Consider the following 18,514-nt stretch of genomic DNA (forward strand, 5'->3'; position numbering starts at 1 on the left):
TTAGTAATGAAACGTTTCGTTGATGTTGTCATCTCACTAATAGCTTTAATCCTTCTCTCACCAATTTTTTGTGTTGTGGCCTTAAAAGTTCGTAAAAATTTAGGTTCACCTATTTTTTATCTTCAAGAACGCCCTGGAAAAGATAGTAAATTATTTAAAATGATTAAGTTTCGATCGATGAAAGATGCATTTGATAAAGAAGGAAATCCTTTACCAGACGATCAACGAATTACACCATTTGGGCATAAATTACGAGCAACAACATTAGATGAAATGCCACAACTTTTAAATGTACTAAAAGGTGACATGAGTATTGTTGGACCACGTCCACAAATGAAAGACTTTTTGGAACACTATACTTCTGAGCAAATGCGAAGACATGACGTAAAGCCAGGTATGACAGGGCTTGCTCAAGTCAGTGGACGCAATAATCTCTCATGGGAAGAAAAATTTGAGTTAGATGTACAATATGTTGATACGCATACGATATGGCTTGATTTTAAAATTATGTTTAAAACAGTCGAAGTCATGTTAAAGAAAGAAGGTATTAATGCTCCTGACCAAGAGGTTGGAGCTGTCCGTTTTTCAAGCCAAAATAATTCTCAGTCCGAATCAATTCGTAAATAATTTATTTTTATCACAATGAATCATATGATCAAAAAAGCCATTCTCCCTGTCGCAGGCCTTGGTACACGGTTTCTACCTGCCAGTAAATCTATTCCCAAAGAAATGGTCACCGTGGTTGACCGACCAGCGATTGAATATGTAGTTAAAGAAGCAGTTGCTGCTGGCATTGAACAGATTATTCTTGTTACCCATTCCTCAAAAGCATCCATTGAAAACTATTTTGATCGTAACTTTGAGCTGGAAACCACTCTAGAATATAAAAAGAAATTTGATTTACTCAAAGAAATCACTGAAATTTTACCGCGACATGTCAGTGTGATTAGCGTACGTCAACCACAGCCTCTAGGTTTAGGCCATGCGGTTTTATGCGCTAAAGCGGTTGTTGGTGATGATGATTTTGCTGTGCTATTACCAGATGTTCTTGTAAAAGATTCATCAGAGCGTAATGATTTAAGTTTAATGATTCAACGTTTCGATGAAACCCATGCATCACAAATTATGGTGGAAGCTGTACCTGATCATCTAGTGGACCAATATGGAATTGTGGATGTAGCTTCTACACCTGCCGAAGGGCATAGCATCGTCATGCAAGGTATTGTCGAAAAACCTGCTGTCGACGCTGCACCATCAAATTTATCAGTCGTTGGTCGCTATATTTTACCTGCCAAAATTATGCAATTACTTGAGAACACGCCTAAAGGGGCAGGTAATGAGATTCAGTTGACCGATGCAATTGCAGCTTTGCAAGCGACCGATACGGTGGAAGCCTATCGGATGAAAGGTCAAACTTTTGATTGTGGCAGTAAACTGGGCTATCTCAAAGCAGTTTTACATTATGGCGTAGACCATCCAAAATTAGGTGAGGAATTTAAAGCGCTGATCAAAGAACTAAAACTATAAAAAGAGATTGATATGAAGGTTGCAGTTTTTGGACAAACACTCTTTTCAGGTGTATTTGCTGCTTTGCTAGCAGAATGCGGTCATCACGTTTTTTGGTATGAACCACTGAAAACGTATGAAAGCGAACATGTGTATATGCAAGATGAAGCTGTAAAAAATCTACTCAATAAACAACAAAGTAGTTTTTTAAAATACTGCGACTTTAATGATATTCCATTAGATGCAGATGCCTATTTCTTCAGTTTTAACCCGGCCGAAGAAAAGCAATGTATTGAAATTCTTCAAAACATCAAACAACGTCCCATTATTCACTCTAAACTGATGATCAATGCGTCTACTTTAGGACTACATGGGACAGAAAAATTTGCAAAAATTTTGCATGAAGATGAGTGGGTCTATTTACCCGACATGATTCAGGAAGGAAACGCTTTACAAAGCTTTGCCCAAGCCAAGCAGTTGATTGTTGGAACTGCATCGGATATTGCTCAAATTAAAATTAAGGAACTCTTACGCCCTTTATTCCCACGTCAGCAGCAATATTTATTTATGCACATTTTAGATGCTGAATTTACCAAGTTGAGTATCTCTGGCATGTTGGCGACACGAATTAGTTATATCAATGACTTGGCAATGGTTGCTGAGAAATTAGGTATTGATATTGAGTCAGTTCGTCAGGGGATGGCTGCGGATAATCGTATTGGAGGATCTTATCTCTATCCGGGTGCAGGCTTTGGTGGAGAAAACTTTTCACATGATATTCAGACCTTGACGCATACGGTGTCTGGTGTGGGTGCAAATAGTCAATTGCTTGCTCAAGTGTGGGATATTAATGAGCAGCAAAAAGAAGTTTTATTCCGTAAATTGTGGAATTATTATCATGGTGATTTAAAAGGGAAAACTGTTGCAATTTGGGGCGCTGCATTTAAAGAAAAAACCTCCAGTACGCGACAATCTCCTATTCATGCCATGTTGGCAGCACTATGGGCTCAAGGTGTAAAAGTTAAATTACACGACCCTCAAGCCTTGGATGAAATTAAAAAAATATATGGTGAGCGACCTAATCTTATATATTGCACAGAGCAATATGAGGCAGTGCAAGATGCACATGCTTTGTGTTTATTGACTGCATGGAAACAATATTGGAGTCCAAATTATACCGAACTGCTTAAAACCATGCAGCATCCGCTTATTTTGGATGGGCGCAATATTTATGATCCAGCATATGTGAAGTCTCAAGGTTTTGTATATATGGGGGTAGGACGTTAATGGCTATGAAAACTCAACCCTATATGGTCGAACATTTAGATTCAGTTTTAGGCAGTCTTCATAGTTTGAAAACTGAATTTGAAAATAAGCATTTAACAGAACTCTTTGCTGAAGACCCTCAGCGATTCGAAAAATTCTCTGTAACTTTAGAGCCGGTGGTTTTTGATTTTAGTAAACATAGAGTCAATCAGCCCGTTGTCAAAAATCTAGTCCAGTGGGCACAGACACAAGATTTAACCTCGTGGATAAAGCGTTTATTTTCTACTGAAGAAATTAACTATACCGAACAGCGTGCAGCCATGCATTGGGCGCTACGGTTACCTAAAGATGATCAGTCTCATCCTGAATTAGCAGAACAAGTGCATACACAACTTGAGCGTATGTATGCTTTGGTAGAAAAAATTCATGCCGGTCAATGCCGCGGTGCAACGGGTGAAGTCATTCAAGACGTGGTCAATATTGGTGTCGGAGGGTCAGACTTAGGACCACTGATGGTGAGTCATGCCTTATCTGATTTCAAAAAATCCACACATAAGCCACTCAATGTGCATTTTGTGTCGACTATTGATGGTAGCCAGCTTTCAGATTTATTGCATCAACTTCGCCCCGAAACCACGCTATTTATTATTTCTTCAAAATCGTTCGGGACCATTGATACCTTATCCAATGCGCAAACAGTGCGGTTATGGCTTGAAAAAGCACTTGGGCAAGAATCACAAATTTTAAAGCATCATTTTGTTGGCGTATCTACCAAAGCAAATAAAATGACAGAATGGGGTATTGCAGCCGAAAACCAATTTTTGCTCTGGGATTGGGTTGGCGGTCGCTATTCACTTTGGTCATGTATTGGTTTACCGATTGCACTGACGATTGGAGTTGATGGCTTTAAACAACTGTTAGCTGGCGCATATGCGGTAGACCAGCATTTTCAGACGGCACCTTTCGAACACAATATTCCTGTATTAATGGGCTTATTGGGTGCGTGGAATAATAATTTCCTTGATATTCAGACCCATGCAGTACTGCCATATGATGGGCGTTTGAAATATTTCGCCTCTTATTTGCAGCAGTTGGAAATGGAGTCGAATGGTAAATCGATTCAGCGTAATGGTCAAAAAGTGGATTGGGATACTTGCCCGATTATATGGGGGGAAGTGGGACCAAATGCGCAACATGCTTTTTATCAATTACTGCATCAAGGCAGTCAAGCAGTGAGTTGTGATTTCATTGCGCCAGTGCAGCGTTATCAGGCACAACAATTTACCTATGTCGATAATGCAGAGGCGCTGGTGGAACAGCATCATTTGGCCTTATCCAATTGTTTGGCTCAATCGCGCTTACTGGCATTTGGTAATCAAGCTTTAAATCAACAAGAAGTACAAGATTTGCCGGAATATAAACAATATGAAGGCAATCAACCAAGTTCAACCATTTTATTGCAAGAGCTAAATCCATATAGTTTGGGCATGTTGATCGCAATGTATGAACATAAAGTTTTTGTACAGTCGGTGCTTTGGAACATTAACCCGTTTGATCAATGGGGTGTAGAAAAAGGCAAAGAAATTGCCAATCAGCTACTTCCAATATTAAATGGTAATCGAAAGGATATTGCGGATTTAGATGGTTCAACGCAAGGCTTACTACAAATATTATTAGGAAAAACCAATGGCTAAAATTTTAGTAACAGGTGGTGCAGGTTATATTGGTTCACATACTTGTATTCAACTTTTGAGCGCAGGGCATGACGTTGTTGTACTGGACAATTTATCCAACAGTTCTGTCGAATCTTTGGCCCGTGTTCAAGCGTTGGCAGCTAAAAAATTAGATTTTGTTGAAGGTGATATTCTCGATCAGCAAATTTTAGATCAAATTTTTCAGCATCATTCTATTGATGCAGTGATTCACTTTGCAGGCTTAAAAGCTGTGGGTGAAAGCCAAAAAGAGCCACTAAAATATTTTGAAAATAATATCTCAGGTTCTATTAGCTTAGTTAAAGCGATGGAGCGTGCTCAAGTCTTTAAGTTAGTCTTTAGTTCATCGGCAACAGTCTATGATGAAGCCAATATTTCACCCTTGAATGAAACCATGCCTACAGGTATGCCAAGTAATAACTATGGCTATACCAAACTGATTGTCGAGCAATTACTAGAGAAATTATCGGCTGCAGATGAGCGCTGGTCAATTGCATTGCTGCGTTATTTTAACCCTGTAGGCGCACATAAAAGTGGCCAAATGGGTGAAGACCCACAAGGGATACCCAATAATTTGATGCCTTATGTCACACAGGTGGCAGTCGGCCGTCGTGATAAGTTGTCAATTTTTGGCAATGATTATGACACGGTAGATGGTACAGGTGTGCGTGATTATATCCATGTAGTTGATTTGGCCAATGCACATTTATGCGCATTGAATCATCGTTTAAAAACGCAAGGATGCCGCGCTTGGAATATTGGTACAGGCAATGGAATTTCAGTAAAACAAATTCGGGATACTTTTGAGAAGGTAAATGGTGTTGAGATACCCTTTGAATATGTACCTCGTCGAGAAGGTGATGTTGCAACCTCATTTGCTGATAATGCCCGTGCTGTCGCAGAGTTAGATTGGCAGCCTCAATATAGTTTAGAAGATATGTTAAAGGATAGCTGGAACTGGCAAAAGCAAAATCCAAATGGATACAACTAAGATTTAAATTTAGTGTGTAAATTCATTAAAGACAGTATGGCGAATTTTGTATTTGCCATACTTCTCACTACTTAACTTAAGTCGTGAGTCGTGTATTGATTGTGCAAAAATGATGATAGATCTTATCTTTTGTTTGAAAAAAATCGTTATCATATGTGAAAGATAAATTGATTGAAATAACATATGAAATATCAAGCTCTTAGGGTTTTGTCATTTGCGATTTTTTCTTCTCTAGCTCTGCCGGTTTGCGCTCAAGGGATCATTTTGAATAATAATGATCTACGTACAGATCTAAATTGGCTGAATCAGCAAGGTGTGATTCAAATCAGCACTTCGACTTGGCCATTGAGTGGTGAAGAAATTCAGCGTGCATTATCTACTGCCAAAATTGAAAATAATGCTCAGCAGAAAGTTGTCAATTCGGTTATGGCAAATTTAGAAGCAGAAAATACCTCTATTAAGCTCGCTTTATTTGCTGAAACAGATCCACAAAACATCCCGCAAAAATTTGCAGATGAGCAAAAATCGCAATATCAAGCGGCACTTGAATTGAATGCAGGTGGAACGCAGTGGGATGCAAGACTGCGAGTCAATGCTGAAAAAGATCCAATCATTGACCATGGACATGATGTCAATTTAGAAGGTTCTTATATTGCAGGAAAATTGTGGAATCAATGGTTGATTGCGGGACAAATCCCAACCTATTGGGGACCTGGACATGAAGGAAGCCTAATCCGTGGTGATGCAAGCCGCCCAGTTTATGGTTTGACCATGCAGCGCGCTGAACAACAAGCATTTGAAACAAAGTGGCTGTCATGGATTGGTCCTTGGCAATATCAAGCTTTTGCTGGCCGATTAGATGATTATAAAGCCGTTCCTGATACGAATTTATTAGGCCTACGCTTAACTGCACAGCCATTGCCTTATCTTGAGCTCGGTGCCTCAAGAACTTTTCAAATTGATGGTCAAGGGCAACCAGGTAGCTTAAAAGCATATTGGAATGCTTTTGTTGGGAAAGATAATGGATGTAATGATGGTGTATGTGTTGGTGAAGACAATGCATCGAATCAAATAGCAGGTTTTGATGCGCGCTTGAATCTGAATCATTTTACAGGCATCCCCATGAGTATGTATGCTCAATATGTGGGTGAGGATGAGGCAGGACTTCTACCTTCTAAGAAAATGTATTTGGCTGGAGTTGATTATTCCTCTCAACTGAATAGCATGCCTTATCAAATTTATGCAGAGTGGGCAGATACACGAACCAATGGTGATGCGCTTGGTATTTCTTACGATCATCATATATATACAGATGGCTATTACCAACACGGCTTCCCGTTAGGGCATACCATGGGTGGGGATGGTCAAATGCTAAGTCTCGGTGGAGACATTCGCTTTGATGTTATGAATCGCTTAAATGGGCGAGTAATGGTGGCAAAAGTTAATCAGTCTAATTCAAGTACCAATCATGCATTTGCGCAAAAAGATGAAATTAAAGCTTTAGATCTTACTTGGACACATTACTTAAAACCAAATGCGCCATTGAAACTGAGTGGTTGGGTGAGTGATTCTGATGTCTATGGTCAAGATGCGGGAGTGTCTATCGGAGTCGAAATTCCATTGGATCGTTCACTATTTTAATCAGTCGTCAGCTTGGATAGAATTTCTTTCTAATTGAGCTAAAAAATAAACCATTCAACTTATTGAATAAGTTGAATGGTTTTTTAATAGCATGCAAAAAAATTTACCCTTGAATCAACTGCGTTAATTCATCGACATAATCTTGCATTGGTTTTGGATTTTGATCTTTTCGACTCTCAATATTTAAGCGCAATAATGGCTCTGTATTTGATGCTCGAACATTGAAGCGCCATGCACCAAAATTTAGACTGACACCATCCGTTTCATCAATCGCAGGATTTTGATCGGCAAAGTGATCAAAAATCTTTTGAATGGTGGCTTGAGTATCCGCAACTTTAAAATTGATTTCACCCGAACAAGGGAACTTTTCAATCATTACTTCAACCAGTGAAGACAATGTTTGCTGGGTTTCTGAGAGTACAGAAATTGCCAATAACCAAGGAATCATACCGCTATCACAATAAGAGAAATCACGGAAGTAATGATGTGCTGACATTTCACCGCCATACACTGCATTGTGCTCACGCATTTTTTCTTTAATGTATGAATGTCCTGATTTTGATTGAATCGCTTCACCTTGGTACTGTTCAATGACATCAAAGGTGTTCCAGACAAGGCGAGGGTCATGCACAATTTTCTCACCAGATTGTTTCAGTAAGAACGCTTGTGCCAATAGACCGACAATATAATAGCCTTCAATGAATTGACCTTTTTCATCAAATAAGAAGCAGCGGTCAAAGTCACCATCCCACGCGATACCCATATCTGCATGATGGTCAATCACCGCATTACGGGTGCTGTCACGGTTTTCAACTAAAATCGGGTTGGGAATACCATTCGGGAAGGTGCCATCGGCATCGTTGTGAATTTTGACAAATTCAACAGGCATATTGAACTGTTTAAATTTTGCTTCAATGGCATCAACCACATGACCAGCAGCGCCGTTACCCGCATTCATGACCAATTTGAGTGGGCGAATTTTAGCAGGATCAATATAAGACATTAAATGATCAATATATTCAGGCAGAATATTGTATTTTTCAGTTTTGCCTTTTGTGGTAACTTCATTAAAGTTGCCTGATTCAGCCAATAAACGAATTTCTTTTAAACCTGAATCCGCTCCAATCGGACGTGCATTTTCGCGGACCAATTTCATACCGTTATAGTCCATCGGGTTATGACTTGCCGTGATTTCGATCCCACCTTGAACATCTAGATGAAAGGCACCGAAATAGACCTCTTCAGTCCCGGTCATACCTAAATCTAATACATCAACACCCGCATCATTCAGACCTTTGATGGTGGCTTGTTTTAAATCTTCACTGCTGAGACGGATGTCGCAGCCCACCACAATCTTGTTTGGTTGATAAATTTGCCCATAAGCACGACCGATTTTATAAGCAATTTCTTCGTTCAGTTCTGTACCGAGTTTGCCGCGGATGTCATAGGCTTTAAAACAAGTAAGCTTTGTCATGTTATTTCCAACTATAGAAAAAAGGGCTGGAAATTCCAGCCCTTGATCAAAAATTATTATTCCACCGTCACAGACTTCGCCAAGTTACGTGGCTGATCGACATCAGTACCACGTAATACTGCAACATGATAAGAGAGCAGTTGTACTGGAATGCTATACACAATCGGCGCCAAGATTTCATTCACACTTGGCACATACACAACATGTTGACGATCTTTGGCTTTGATCCCGCTATTTTCATCAGCGAAAACAAATAACTCACCACCACGTGCTTGCACTTCTTCCATGTTCGATTTGAGTTTGTCCAACATGTCATCTTGTGGAGCTAGAATCACCACAGGCATATCATTATCAACCAGTGCCAATGGACCATGTTTTAATTCACCAGCCGCGTAGCCTTCTGCATGGATGTATGAAATCTCTTTAAGTTTTAAAGCACCTTCAAGTGCGATAGGGAACTCAGTTCCACGACCCAAGAATAGGCAGTGATTTTTTTCAACAAATAATTCTGATAGACGTAGAATCTCAGCATTATTTTGTAAAGTATCTAAAATCACTTTTGGTGTATGCCAAAGCGCTGCAATAATTTCAGAGACACGGTCAGTTGAAATGCTTTGCTTAATTTGACCAATTTTCAATACCAATAGCATCAATGCCGCAAGCTGTGTGGTAAATGCTTTGGTCGAAGCAACACCAATTTCAGGGCCTGCAAGCGTCAACAAACTGTAGTTGGTTTCACGTACCATCGACGAAGTTGCGACGTTACAAATGGTCATGGTGGTGATATTTAAACTTTTCGCTGCTGCGCGTTTTTGCGTATCACGCAGTGCAGCTAAAGTATCGGCTGTTTCACCTGATTGAGAAATACAAACATATAGTGTGTTATTCACAATCACAGGCGAGCGATAACGGAATTCACTGGCAATTTCGACTTGGCAAGGTACATCGATCAGTTGTTCAAACCAATATTTGGCAATCATGCCGGCATGGTAGCTGGTACCACATGCGATGATTTGCACTTGTTGAATTTGGCTGAAATCTTGAGCTGCATTGGCAAGGAAATCATCACGAAGCGCATTACCATTTAATGCTTGTGAAATCGTTTGCTTAATCGCTTCAGGCTGCTCATAAATTTCTTTGAGCATATAGTGTTTATATTCACCTTTTGAAGCATTGCTTACAGTCGCATCAAGCTCTTTGACTGGACGATTCACCAATTTACCATCGACGAATACTTCAATAGTATTACGTGTCAAACGTGCAATATCACCTTCTTCAAGGTAGATAAAACGGTTGGTAATTGGTAAAAGTGCCAATTGATCCGAGCTAATAAAGTTCTCGCCAATACCGACACCAATCACGAGAGGTGAACCTTCACGCACCGTGATTAATTCATCAGGATGGTCTGTATGTACGATACCCAGTGCATAAGCACCTTTGAGTTGAGGCACCACACTTTTAACCGCTTCTAAAAGACTCGGGGTGCTTTTTAAAGCGTCATTGACTAAATGTGCAACAACTTCTGTATCTGTTTGTGAGGTAAAAACATAACCAAGCGCTTCAAGATCATCTTTAAGCTCTTGATAGTTTTCAATAATACCATTATGAACAACAGCCACATTGCCTGAAATATGCGGATGGGCATTATTTTCAGTTGGTTTACCATGGGTTGCCCAGCGCGTATGTGCAATACCGACCGAACCTGCGATATCTGCTTCTTCAACGGCTTGTTCAAGATTTGCAACTTTACCTACGCGACGTTCACGTAGAACATGGCCTTTATTAATCAGCGCTAAACCCGCAGAGTCATAGCCACGATATTCAAGACGCTTTAAGCCTTCAATTAAAATATTGGTAATACTACGTTCTGCAACGCCACCGACAATACCGCACATAATTTAATCCTCTTATTTCTTCAATTTTTGGGGACGTTGATAGTTTTCTTTGGCAAATTGCTTCGAACGTTCTACCGCAAGGCTATTGTCTGCCACGTCACGTGTAATGGTTGAGCCAGCACCCACTGTTGCACCATGACCAATAGTGACAGGAGCGACTAATGAGCTATTTGAGCCGATAAAGGCTGAGTCACCAATGATGGTTTTAAATTTGTTTGCGCCATCATAGTTGCAGGTAATGGTGCCTGCGCCAATGTTTGAACCTGCACCGACTTCTGCATCACCTAAATAGGTAAAGTGGTTGGCTTTTGAGCCTAACCCGACAGTGGTATTTTTAACTTCAACAAAGTTACCAATATGTACTTCTGCAGCTAATTTTGCGCCAGGGCGTAAACGTGCAAATGGACCGATTTGAGCGTCTTCACCAACAATGGCACTGTCAAAAACGCTATATGGTTGAACTTTAGTGCCTGCCGCAATCTTGGAGTTTTTAATGATACAACCTGCACCAATTTCAACGTTATCACCGAGTTCAACATCACCTTCAATAATCACGTTGATATCGATACGGACATCTTGACCAACAGTCAGTGTGCCACGTAAGTCGAAACGTGCAGGATCAATCAGGTGAACGCCTTGTTGCATCAGTTGTTTAGCTTGGAATGCTTGAAATTCACGCTCAAGGGCTGCCAATTGTACGCGGTCATTGACACCTTCCACTTCGAAAGCGCGTTCTGGTTCAACAGATGCCACTTCGAGACCGTCAGCAATTGCCATTGCCACGATATCGGTCAGGTAATATTCACCTTGTGCATTATTATTGCTTAATTTTGGCAGCCATTCATGCAATTTGGCATTGCTCACTGCATAAATACCGGTATTAAATTCTTTGATCTTACGTTGTTCTTCAGAAGCATCTTTATGTTCAACAATGGCTTGAATTTTGCCATTTTCACGTACAATACGACCATAACCTGTCGCATCATTAACCGTTAAAGTTACTAAGCCAATACCTGTTTGAGTAGATGCATCTAATAGTTTTTGTAATGTTGCTTCAGTGATACAAGGCACATCACCTGAGAGAATCAAAGAAATCCCAGTTTTTGCTAGGACAGGGAGAGTCACTTTGACTGCATGGCCTGTACCCAATTGTTCTGCTTGTTCAACCCATTTGACATTTTCATGTGCAAACGCGTTTTGAACCAATTCACCGCCATGCCCATAGATGGTAATTATTTCTTCTGCATTTAATTTTTTCGCAGTGTTGATGACATGGCCGAGTAGAGGTTGTCCTGCGAGTGGTTGTAATACTTTGGGTAAACGAGAACGCATACGTGTCCCTTTACCTGCAGCAAGAATAATAACGCTAGTAGACATGTTTAATCCTAGGTGTTTCTATTACATAGACAAAATATAAAAATAAATACAGATGCAAAGCGCGGCCCAAAGACCTGCAATAATGTCGTCGAACATGATGCCAAAGCCACCACCGACTTGACGGTCAATGACACGAATAGGCCACGGTTTCCAGACATCAAATAAACGGAATAAAGCAAAACCAATCAATGCCCAAGTCCAGTTCATTTGCCCAAGATATAAAATTGGGAGGAAGGTAATGGACTGACCGGCAAATTCATCCCATACGATGCGGCCATCATCATGAACACCCATGACTTTGGCGGTTTGACCACAAATATAGATCCCAATAATCGACATGATGATCATGACTATAATGGAGTTAATAAATCCAATTGCAAGCCAACCAGGAATAAACAATAAAGCAAACGCAGAGCCAAATGTTCCCGGTGCTTTGGGAGCAAGACCAGAACCAAAGCCCACGCCACAGAATGCGATTATTCTGTTGGCCCAAGACATTTGTTTGAAGTTAATGGCTGGTTTATGCAAAATGCTGATATCCCTGAAATTTTAGTATATGGTCAACGCCGTAGTTTTTGTAACGCAGCCCGAGTGGCTCAGTAATTTTACCAATTTTATGAATGTTTACATCTAATTCTAGTTGCAGAATTTTTTGATAATTCTGCGGGCTTATTGTAAAGCATAACTCATAGTCATCACCACCCGCGAGTGCGTACTGCCATTGGGATTCTTGTTGTAATTGTTTTACATGGTCGTCGATAGGAAGTTGATCTAACTCGATTTCTGCACCCACTTTAGAGGCATGCAAAATATGTCCTAAGTCCTGAGCCAAGCCGTCAGAGACATCGATCATGCTATGAGCTAAGCCTTTGAGCTGTTGACCAAGTTGGCAACGTGGTGTTGGATAATCTAAACGCTTTTGCAGTGGGTGTCCTAAATGCTGTAATCCATACGCAGCATCGCCAACTTGACCGCTGACACAAATGAAATCACCAACTTGAGCGCCTGAGCGGGTTACTGCTTTGCCTATATCGACCCAGCCTAATGCTGTGACTGAAATCGTCAGATGTGGACTTTGAGTGGTATCCCCACCGATTAAACTCACACCAAATTGATCGCAACAATCATATAAACCCTGACTAAAGCCTTTGAGCCATTCATGATCAATTTGGGGTAGGCTTAATGCCAGTAAAATACTATGCGGTTTGGCACCCATTGCAGCAATGTCAGAAAGGTTGACGGCTACAGATTTCCAGCCAATGGCATGTGGGTTGGTGTCGAGAGGAAAATGACGTCCAGCAACGAGAGTATCGGCACAGATGACCAATTGTTGCTGTGGAGGAGGGGTGAGCAAGGCTGAGTCATCACCGACCCCTAAATCGACAGCACTACTGCTGTGACGATTAAAATAGGTATCAATGATAGAGAACTCAGCCATACAACGTACTACTTAATAAATTAATTAGCTTGTTGCTTTTCTGCTGCACGCAATGTAGTCGCTAAACGATCCAATACACCATTGATGTACTTATGGCTGTCTGCACCGCCAAAATGTTTAGCTAACTCGATCGCTTCATCGAGTACGACACGGTAAGGAATCTCAAGGTGTTCTTTGAGTTCATACGCGCCTAAACGAAGGGTTGCAAGTTCAACGCCATCTAAGGCTTCAACTTCGCGATCGAGTACAGGGATTAAAAGCGCATCCAATGCTTCATGATTGGCAACAACCTCGGTCAATAACTCGTGGTAATAGCCGAGATCTACCTTGTGCATGGCATTTTCCACACGCGTACGTGCTTCAATCTCATGCACAGGATTGCGGCTCATTTGCCATTCATAAATTCCTTGTACAGCAAAGCGACGTGCTTTACGTTTTGCTGCATAAGTTGCTTGAAGTGTTTGCGACATAGCGTTAAATAGCCTTTAACAAGTTAACCATTTCAATAGCAGTTAAGGCAGCTTCACTACCTTTATTGCCTGCTTTTGTACCTGAGCGTTCAATCGCTTGTTCAATACTATCCGTAGTCAATACACCATTAATTACTGGTAAGCCAGTGTCTAGACCAACAACGCCTAAACCTTTGGCACATTCGCCAGCAACAAAATCGAAGTGAGGCGTGCTACCACGAATCACTGCGCCAAGCGCGATGATGGCATCGAAACGATCTGAAGCTGCAAGTTTCTTCGCAACCACAGGAAGTTCCCAAGCACCCGGTGCATGAACAACAGTGATATTATCCTCTGATACGCCATGACGTTTCAATGTATCAACGGCACCTTCTAGCAAATGTTCAACAACAAAGCTATTAAAACGACCAACTAAAATCGCATAACGGTCTTCGTTCGCGAGATGTAACATACCTTCAATACGGCGAACTGCCATAGCAACCTCGATTATTTCTCTGATGTTTGATTTGCGGTGATGTATTCCACCACTTCTAAGTTAAAACCTGATAATGCATTAAAACGTAATGGCGAGCTAAGAAGCTTCATTTTTTCCACGCCTAAATCACGTAAAATTTGTGCGCCGACACCAATGGTTTGATACTGCTGAGACAGTGCTGCATTGGATTTAACATTTTTCGGTGCAGTTAAATTTTCTAAAGCAGGACCTAAGTCCTGTAAATGACGCTGACCAATCCATACTAAAACACCACGATCGCTTGATGCGATTTCTTTCAGTGCTTTATCGAGATTCCACGCCGGAGCGCCATCTTGTTTATTCAGTTTTAATAAGTCACGAACTGGGCTGAAACCGTGTACACGTACAGTGGTCACGCCTTGCTTTGGTTCGCCTTTCACAAGGGCTAAATGAATGTCTGGATTACCAATTTCACGGTAACGGAACAATTCAAATGTACCGTATTCTGTATCTAGTGTTTGCTGGTCTAGACGTTCAACCGTTTGTTCATTGGTCATGCGGTAGTGAATCAGATCTGCAATGGTTCCCATTTTTAAGCCATGCTTTTCAGCAAAGACTTCAAGATCAGGGCGACGTGCCATGGTGCCGTCTTCATTGATGATTTCACAAATCACAGATGCGGGTTCTAGGCCGGCTAAACGCGATAAATCACAGCCTGCTTCAGTATGACCTGCACGGTGAAGGACGCCACCAGGCTGTGCCATCAGCGGGAAAATATGGCCTGGCTGTACGATGTCAGCTGGTTTAGCATGTGCAGCTACCGCTGTTTGAATGGTGTGCGCACGTTCAGCAGGTGAGATGCCTGTTGAAATGCCATTTGCTGCTTCAATAGACAAGGTAAAGTTGGTACCGTGCTGCGCACCATTGGCATCAACCATGAGTGGTAAATTTAACTGTTGGCAACGCTCTTTGCTGAGCGTTAAGCACACAAGACCACGCGCATGCGTAATCATGAAGTTGATATCTTCAGGGCGTACGTGGGTCGCAGCGATAACAAGGTCGCCTTCATTTTCACGATCTTCATCATCCATGAGGATGACCATTTTACCTGCACGAATATCAGCTACGAGCTCTTCAACAGTATTGAGCGGCATCAATCTTCACCTTTTTTTGTCTCGAATGACATTTACTTGCATTGATTGTTGCATAGTCTAACGTTTTTTTGCGTTCTTTGCCTATGCTTATCATTTTCCTTTAATGGCTCATTGTTATACACAGTCGTCAGAACCTTGAAAAGAGGACTTTATTTGAATTGTGCCATTTATGCCCAATCTTTAAGCGATTGAAAAGCATAAAAATTGGCAACCTTATACGGATATTGAATAATTAAGCCATAGGGAGCTGACAGTTTATCGGAAGCATTTAATCGCATAACTACATGAAGGATCACATAAAATAATCGTCACTTATGCAGCTGAGTGAGCAGCTAAATAATCTTGAATGATCATTTTATTGGCCTGCAAAATGCTTTTTTGTAATTCGGGATCATGCATTGCCCGTGCAATTAAAACCGCACCGACCAATTGGGACATCATGGCCCAAGCTTTTTCTTCACTCGCCAAATGTGCGCTAAATAAAGCATGACCGCGCAGTAATTCCTTTTCATAGGCCTGTTTAATCGTGTCATCTGCACGAGCTACTTCGGTCGCAAGTGTCGGCAAAACACAGCCTTGTTCAGGATGTTCAAGGTGGGAAGGGGTTAAGTAACGGTCTAATTCAAAATTAATCCAGTCGGCTGCATTGTGATGCGGGTTGCTTTGCCACATGTTAAAGCTTTGCTGCAATTCATATTCAACCAATGCTTTGAGTAAATCCTGTTTTGACGAAAAATGTGAATAGAATGCGCCACTAGTTACACCTGCAGCTTTCATTAAGCCGTCAACACCTGTTGCAGCAAAGCCATTTTTTTTCGCAATTTGTCCCGTAATGTTGAGTAGTTCTTGTCGTTTTTGTTGTTTGTATGCGGGTTTGTAACGCATCTGCAACCCCCTTGAAAATAATATTGACGATAAATTAACCATAACATAGTATTCGTTATAGTAACGATCGTTATTCAATAAAATTGATCGCACATGGAATATAAAAACTATCCAGCACGAGGGGATTGTTATGGAAAATAATCATATATCTAAGCCTGTCAAAGGTGTGGCATTGATCATTGGTGCAGGAGATGCCACCGGCGGTGAAATAGCCAAACGTTTTGCCCGGGAGGGTTATATTGCTTGTATGACACGACGAAATGCAGACAAATTAAAGCCTTTAATTGCTGAAATTCAAACACAGGGAGGGACTGCTTTTGGCTTTGGTTCGGATGCTCGAAAAGAAGAGCAAGTGATTGAACTCATCGAGCATATCGAATCAAGCATTGGCCCGATTGAGGTCATGGTCTTTAATATCGGTGCCAATGTGCCATGTAGTATTTTGGAAGAAACAGCACGTAAATATTTCAAAATATGGGAGATGGCATGTTTCTCGGCTTTTTTAACTGGTCGGGAAGTGGCAAAACGCATGGTGACACGTGAACGAGGCACGATTATTTTTACTGGCGCAACAGCAGGTGTGCGCGGTGCGGCTGGCTTTGCCGCTTTTGCTGGAGCAAAACATGCGCTTCGTGCCTTGGCACAAAGTATGGCACGGGAACTAGGTCCACGTAATATTCATGTAGCGCATGTGGTGGTTGATGGTGCAATTGATACCGATTTTATCAAAGATACATTCCCTGATCTTTATGCTAAAAAAGAGCAAGATGGTATTTTAAATCCAGTACATATTGCAGAAAATTATTGGCATCTCTCACAGCAACCACGAGATGCATGGACGCATGAATTAGATCTGCGACCGTGGATGGAGCGCTGGTAAGCACTGATTTAAAAATATTAGGAAAAACAAGCAAAAAAAGGACGAAAAAAATGAAAGTCATTGAATTTTATTTTGATGTCGGCAGTCCATATAGCTACATTGGATTTCACCGTATTCAACAGATTGCGCAGCAGTATCAAGCCGAGCTGATTTGGAAGCCAATGCTTCTCGGTGGAGTGTTTAAAGCCACAGGCAATAGTAGCCCAATGGCGGTACCTGCGAAGGCACGTTATTCCATGATTGATCTTCAACGTTGGGGAAAGTTATGGCAGATACCCGTACAGATGAATCCGTATTTTCCAATCAATACTTTGCAGTTGATGCGTTTGATAACCGCAGTCCAATTATTTCAGCCTGAAGTATTTCTCAATGTACTGACGGGTATTTTTAACGCAATGTTTGGTCAGCCACGCAATTTAAATGATCTCACCACCTTCATGCAACTCTTGCAAGAACTGGGGCTAGGTGCAGAACAAGTGAAACAGTGGTTGGATGATGAAAAAGTCAAATCTGAGCTGAAAGTGGTGACCGAAGAAGCTATTGAACGTGGTGTGTTTGGGGCGCCAAGTTGGTTTGTCGATGATGAGTTATATTGGGGTGTTGATCATTTACATTTTGTTGAGGCGGCTTTACAGGCTTCATCACGATCAGCCTAATTGGACGAATACTTGAGTGAATGCTACTGAATATGAGCACCAGTTTTAGGGCGGGAATGCAGAAGTCATTGTAGATGTAAGTGGAATTATAGAATGGATCATGGCTGATTGTCTTACTTACATCTACTTTTACTCAGCTTTCATTTGTATTGAGTCTTATTTTTGGGGTACTAACTTAAAAAACTTAAGCTTTATTCCGTATATAAATAATGCTGACATTTGGTGCAATTTACGGTGCATGAATCGCTTGCATAAATACCTTTACGAAAGAATCGTTTATTGCCGCAAAAGATACAGATAAATTCATCTTTATGATTTTTAGCGCTTGGTAGCTCTTGGTAAACGAGTCTTAATCCATTGTCTTTATAACGATAATTTCGACCATAAATTTGTTTAGCAAGCCAATAGTCCAAACTTGTAAATTTTATGGCAATACAACTGATGATACAAAAAGGAAATAGCCATATAGATTCAAATGCTTTGGAAACAGACGCCCAACCTGAAAATACACTTGTGAAAGTAAAAAACATGACCGCGAAAGCACCAAAGAAGAAAAGATAGAATACTTTGCTTTGGAAAGAGCTTAATTTGTTTAAGTATTTGAGATGATGTTCATAGGTCGAAATATCATCTTGGTTGGGCACAAATGCGGGATAACGTGCTTGCTTAGGTTTGTCTGACACTTGATCACCAAATGAATGACCACAGGCACTAC

At 41.0% G+C, this 18,514-nt stretch carries 18 protein-coding genes; 8 read left to right on the forward strand and 10 right to left on the reverse strand.

Features of this window, described 5'->3' with window-relative positions:
• The first annotated feature begins 6 nt into the window (after positions 1–6).
• The 6 genes from AC25JC_RS11365 (at position 7) to AC25JC_RS11390 (ending at position 7,116) form a co-directional block, all read left to right on the forward strand.
• Positions 7–627 (forward strand): sugar transferase, encoded by a 621-nt coding sequence (locus tag AC25JC_RS11365; protein ID WP_486924061.1) that lies wholly within the window; start codon positions 7–9, stop codon positions 625–627.
• Between the two features lie 24 nt (positions 628–651).
• The gene (gene galU, locus AC25JC_RS11370) at positions 652–1,527 is read left to right on the forward strand and encodes a UTP--glucose-1-phosphate uridylyltransferase GalU (RefSeq protein ID WP_439736952.1); all 876 of its coding nucleotides are present in this window, start codon (positions 652–654) and stop codon (positions 1,525–1,527) included.
• Between the two features lie 12 nt (positions 1,528–1,539).
• Entirely contained in the window at positions 1,540–2,793 is a 1,254-nt protein-coding gene (locus AC25JC_RS11375; protein ID WP_486924062.1) for a nucleotide sugar dehydrogenase, read from the forward strand.
• Positions 2,794–2,798: 5 nt separating this feature from the next.
• Positions 2,799–4,466 carry a glucose-6-phosphate isomerase gene (gene pgi, locus AC25JC_RS11380; RefSeq protein WP_486924083.1) on the forward strand — a complete coding sequence of 556 codons (1,668 nt, stop codon included), beginning with the start codon at positions 2,799–2,801 and terminating at the stop codon, positions 4,464–4,466.
• Positions 4,459–5,475, forward strand: a complete 1,017-nt coding sequence (gene galE, locus AC25JC_RS11385; protein ID WP_486924063.1) for a UDP-glucose 4-epimerase GalE — start codon at positions 4,459–4,461, stop codon at positions 5,473–5,475. The genes pgi and galE overlap by 8 nt, the downstream gene beginning before the upstream one ends.
• Positions 5,476–5,658: 183 nt before the next feature.
• Positions 5,659–7,116, forward strand: coding sequence for a capsule assembly Wzi family protein (locus AC25JC_RS11390; protein ID WP_486924064.1), 1,458 nt, complete (start codon positions 5,659–5,661; stop codon positions 7,114–7,116).
• 103 nt (positions 7,117–7,219) lie between these two features.
• Here the strand turns inward: AC25JC_RS11390 and AC25JC_RS11395 are convergent, their stop codons facing one another.
• From AC25JC_RS11395 to AC25JC_RS11435, 9 genes are all read right to left on the reverse strand, one after another.
• Positions 7,220–8,590, reverse strand: coding sequence for a phosphohexomutase domain-containing protein (locus AC25JC_RS11395; RefSeq protein ID WP_486924065.1), 1,371 nt, complete (start codon positions 8,588–8,590; stop codon positions 7,220–7,222).
• A 56-nt stretch (positions 8,591–8,646) separates the two neighbouring features.
• Entirely contained in the window at positions 8,647–10,485 is a 1,839-nt protein-coding gene (gene glmS, locus AC25JC_RS11400) for a glutamine--fructose-6-phosphate transaminase (isomerizing) (RefSeq protein ID WP_427987671.1), read from the reverse strand.
• A gap of 12 nt (positions 10,486–10,497) precedes the next feature.
• Positions 10,498–11,862 carry a bifunctional UDP-N-acetylglucosamine diphosphorylase/glucosamine-1-phosphate N-acetyltransferase GlmU gene (gene glmU / locus AC25JC_RS11405; protein WP_486924066.1) on the reverse strand — a complete coding sequence of 455 codons (1,365 nt, stop codon included), beginning with the start codon at positions 11,860–11,862 and terminating at the stop codon, positions 10,498–10,500.
• Between the two features lie 21 nt (positions 11,863–11,883).
• Complete coding sequence (locus AC25JC_RS11410; protein WP_486924084.1) at positions 11,884–12,360, reverse strand: phosphatidylglycerophosphatase A family protein; 477 nt, start codon at positions 12,358–12,360, stop codon at positions 11,884–11,886.
• A 22-nt stretch (positions 12,361–12,382) separates the two neighbouring features.
• Positions 12,383–13,300 (reverse strand): thiamine-phosphate kinase, encoded by a 918-nt coding sequence (gene thiL / locus AC25JC_RS11415; protein ID WP_486924067.1) that lies wholly within the window; start codon positions 13,298–13,300, stop codon positions 12,383–12,385.
• Between the two features lie 20 nt (positions 13,301–13,320).
• Positions 13,321–13,770 (reverse strand): transcription antitermination factor NusB, encoded by a 450-nt coding sequence (nusB, locus tag AC25JC_RS11420; RefSeq protein ID WP_067765594.1) that lies wholly within the window; start codon positions 13,768–13,770, stop codon positions 13,321–13,323.
• A 4-nt stretch (positions 13,771–13,774) separates the two neighbouring features.
• Positions 13,775–14,245, reverse strand: coding sequence for a 6,7-dimethyl-8-ribityllumazine synthase (gene ribH, locus AC25JC_RS11425; RefSeq protein ID WP_067765591.1), 471 nt, complete (start codon positions 14,243–14,245; stop codon positions 13,775–13,777).
• A gap of 11 nt (positions 14,246–14,256) precedes the next feature.
• Positions 14,257–15,378, reverse strand: a complete 1,122-nt coding sequence (gene ribBA / locus AC25JC_RS11430; RefSeq protein WP_067765588.1) for a bifunctional 3,4-dihydroxy-2-butanone-4-phosphate synthase/GTP cyclohydrolase II — start codon at positions 15,376–15,378, stop codon at positions 14,257–14,259.
• A gap of 312 nt (positions 15,379–15,690) precedes the next feature.
• Positions 15,691–16,263, reverse strand: coding sequence for a TetR/AcrR family transcriptional regulator (locus AC25JC_RS11435; RefSeq protein WP_486924068.1), 573 nt, complete (start codon positions 16,261–16,263; stop codon positions 15,691–15,693).
• A 130-nt stretch (positions 16,264–16,393) separates the two neighbouring features.
• On the opposite strand from AC25JC_RS11435, the gene AC25JC_RS11440 reads away from it, so the two are divergent.
• Together AC25JC_RS11440 and AC25JC_RS11445 are read left to right on the forward strand one after the other, a co-directional pair.
• The gene (locus tag AC25JC_RS11440) at positions 16,394–17,143 is read left to right on the forward strand and encodes an SDR family oxidoreductase (RefSeq protein WP_486924069.1); all 750 of its coding nucleotides are present in this window, start codon (positions 16,394–16,396) and stop codon (positions 17,141–17,143) included.
• 50 nt (positions 17,144–17,193) lie between these two features.
• Positions 17,194–17,799 (forward strand): 2-hydroxychromene-2-carboxylate isomerase, encoded by a 606-nt coding sequence (locus tag AC25JC_RS11445; protein WP_486924070.1) that lies wholly within the window; start codon positions 17,194–17,196, stop codon positions 17,797–17,799.
• Between the two features lie 191 nt (positions 17,800–17,990).
• Here the strand turns inward: AC25JC_RS11445 and AC25JC_RS11450 are convergent, their stop codons facing one another.
• Positions 17,991–18,482 (reverse strand): hypothetical protein, encoded by a 492-nt coding sequence (locus AC25JC_RS11450; protein WP_180024783.1) that lies wholly within the window; start codon positions 18,480–18,482, stop codon positions 17,991–17,993.
• Positions 18,483–18,514 lie beyond the last annotated feature (32 nt).

This window comes from Acinetobacter sp. P37 (assembly GCF_057480965.1).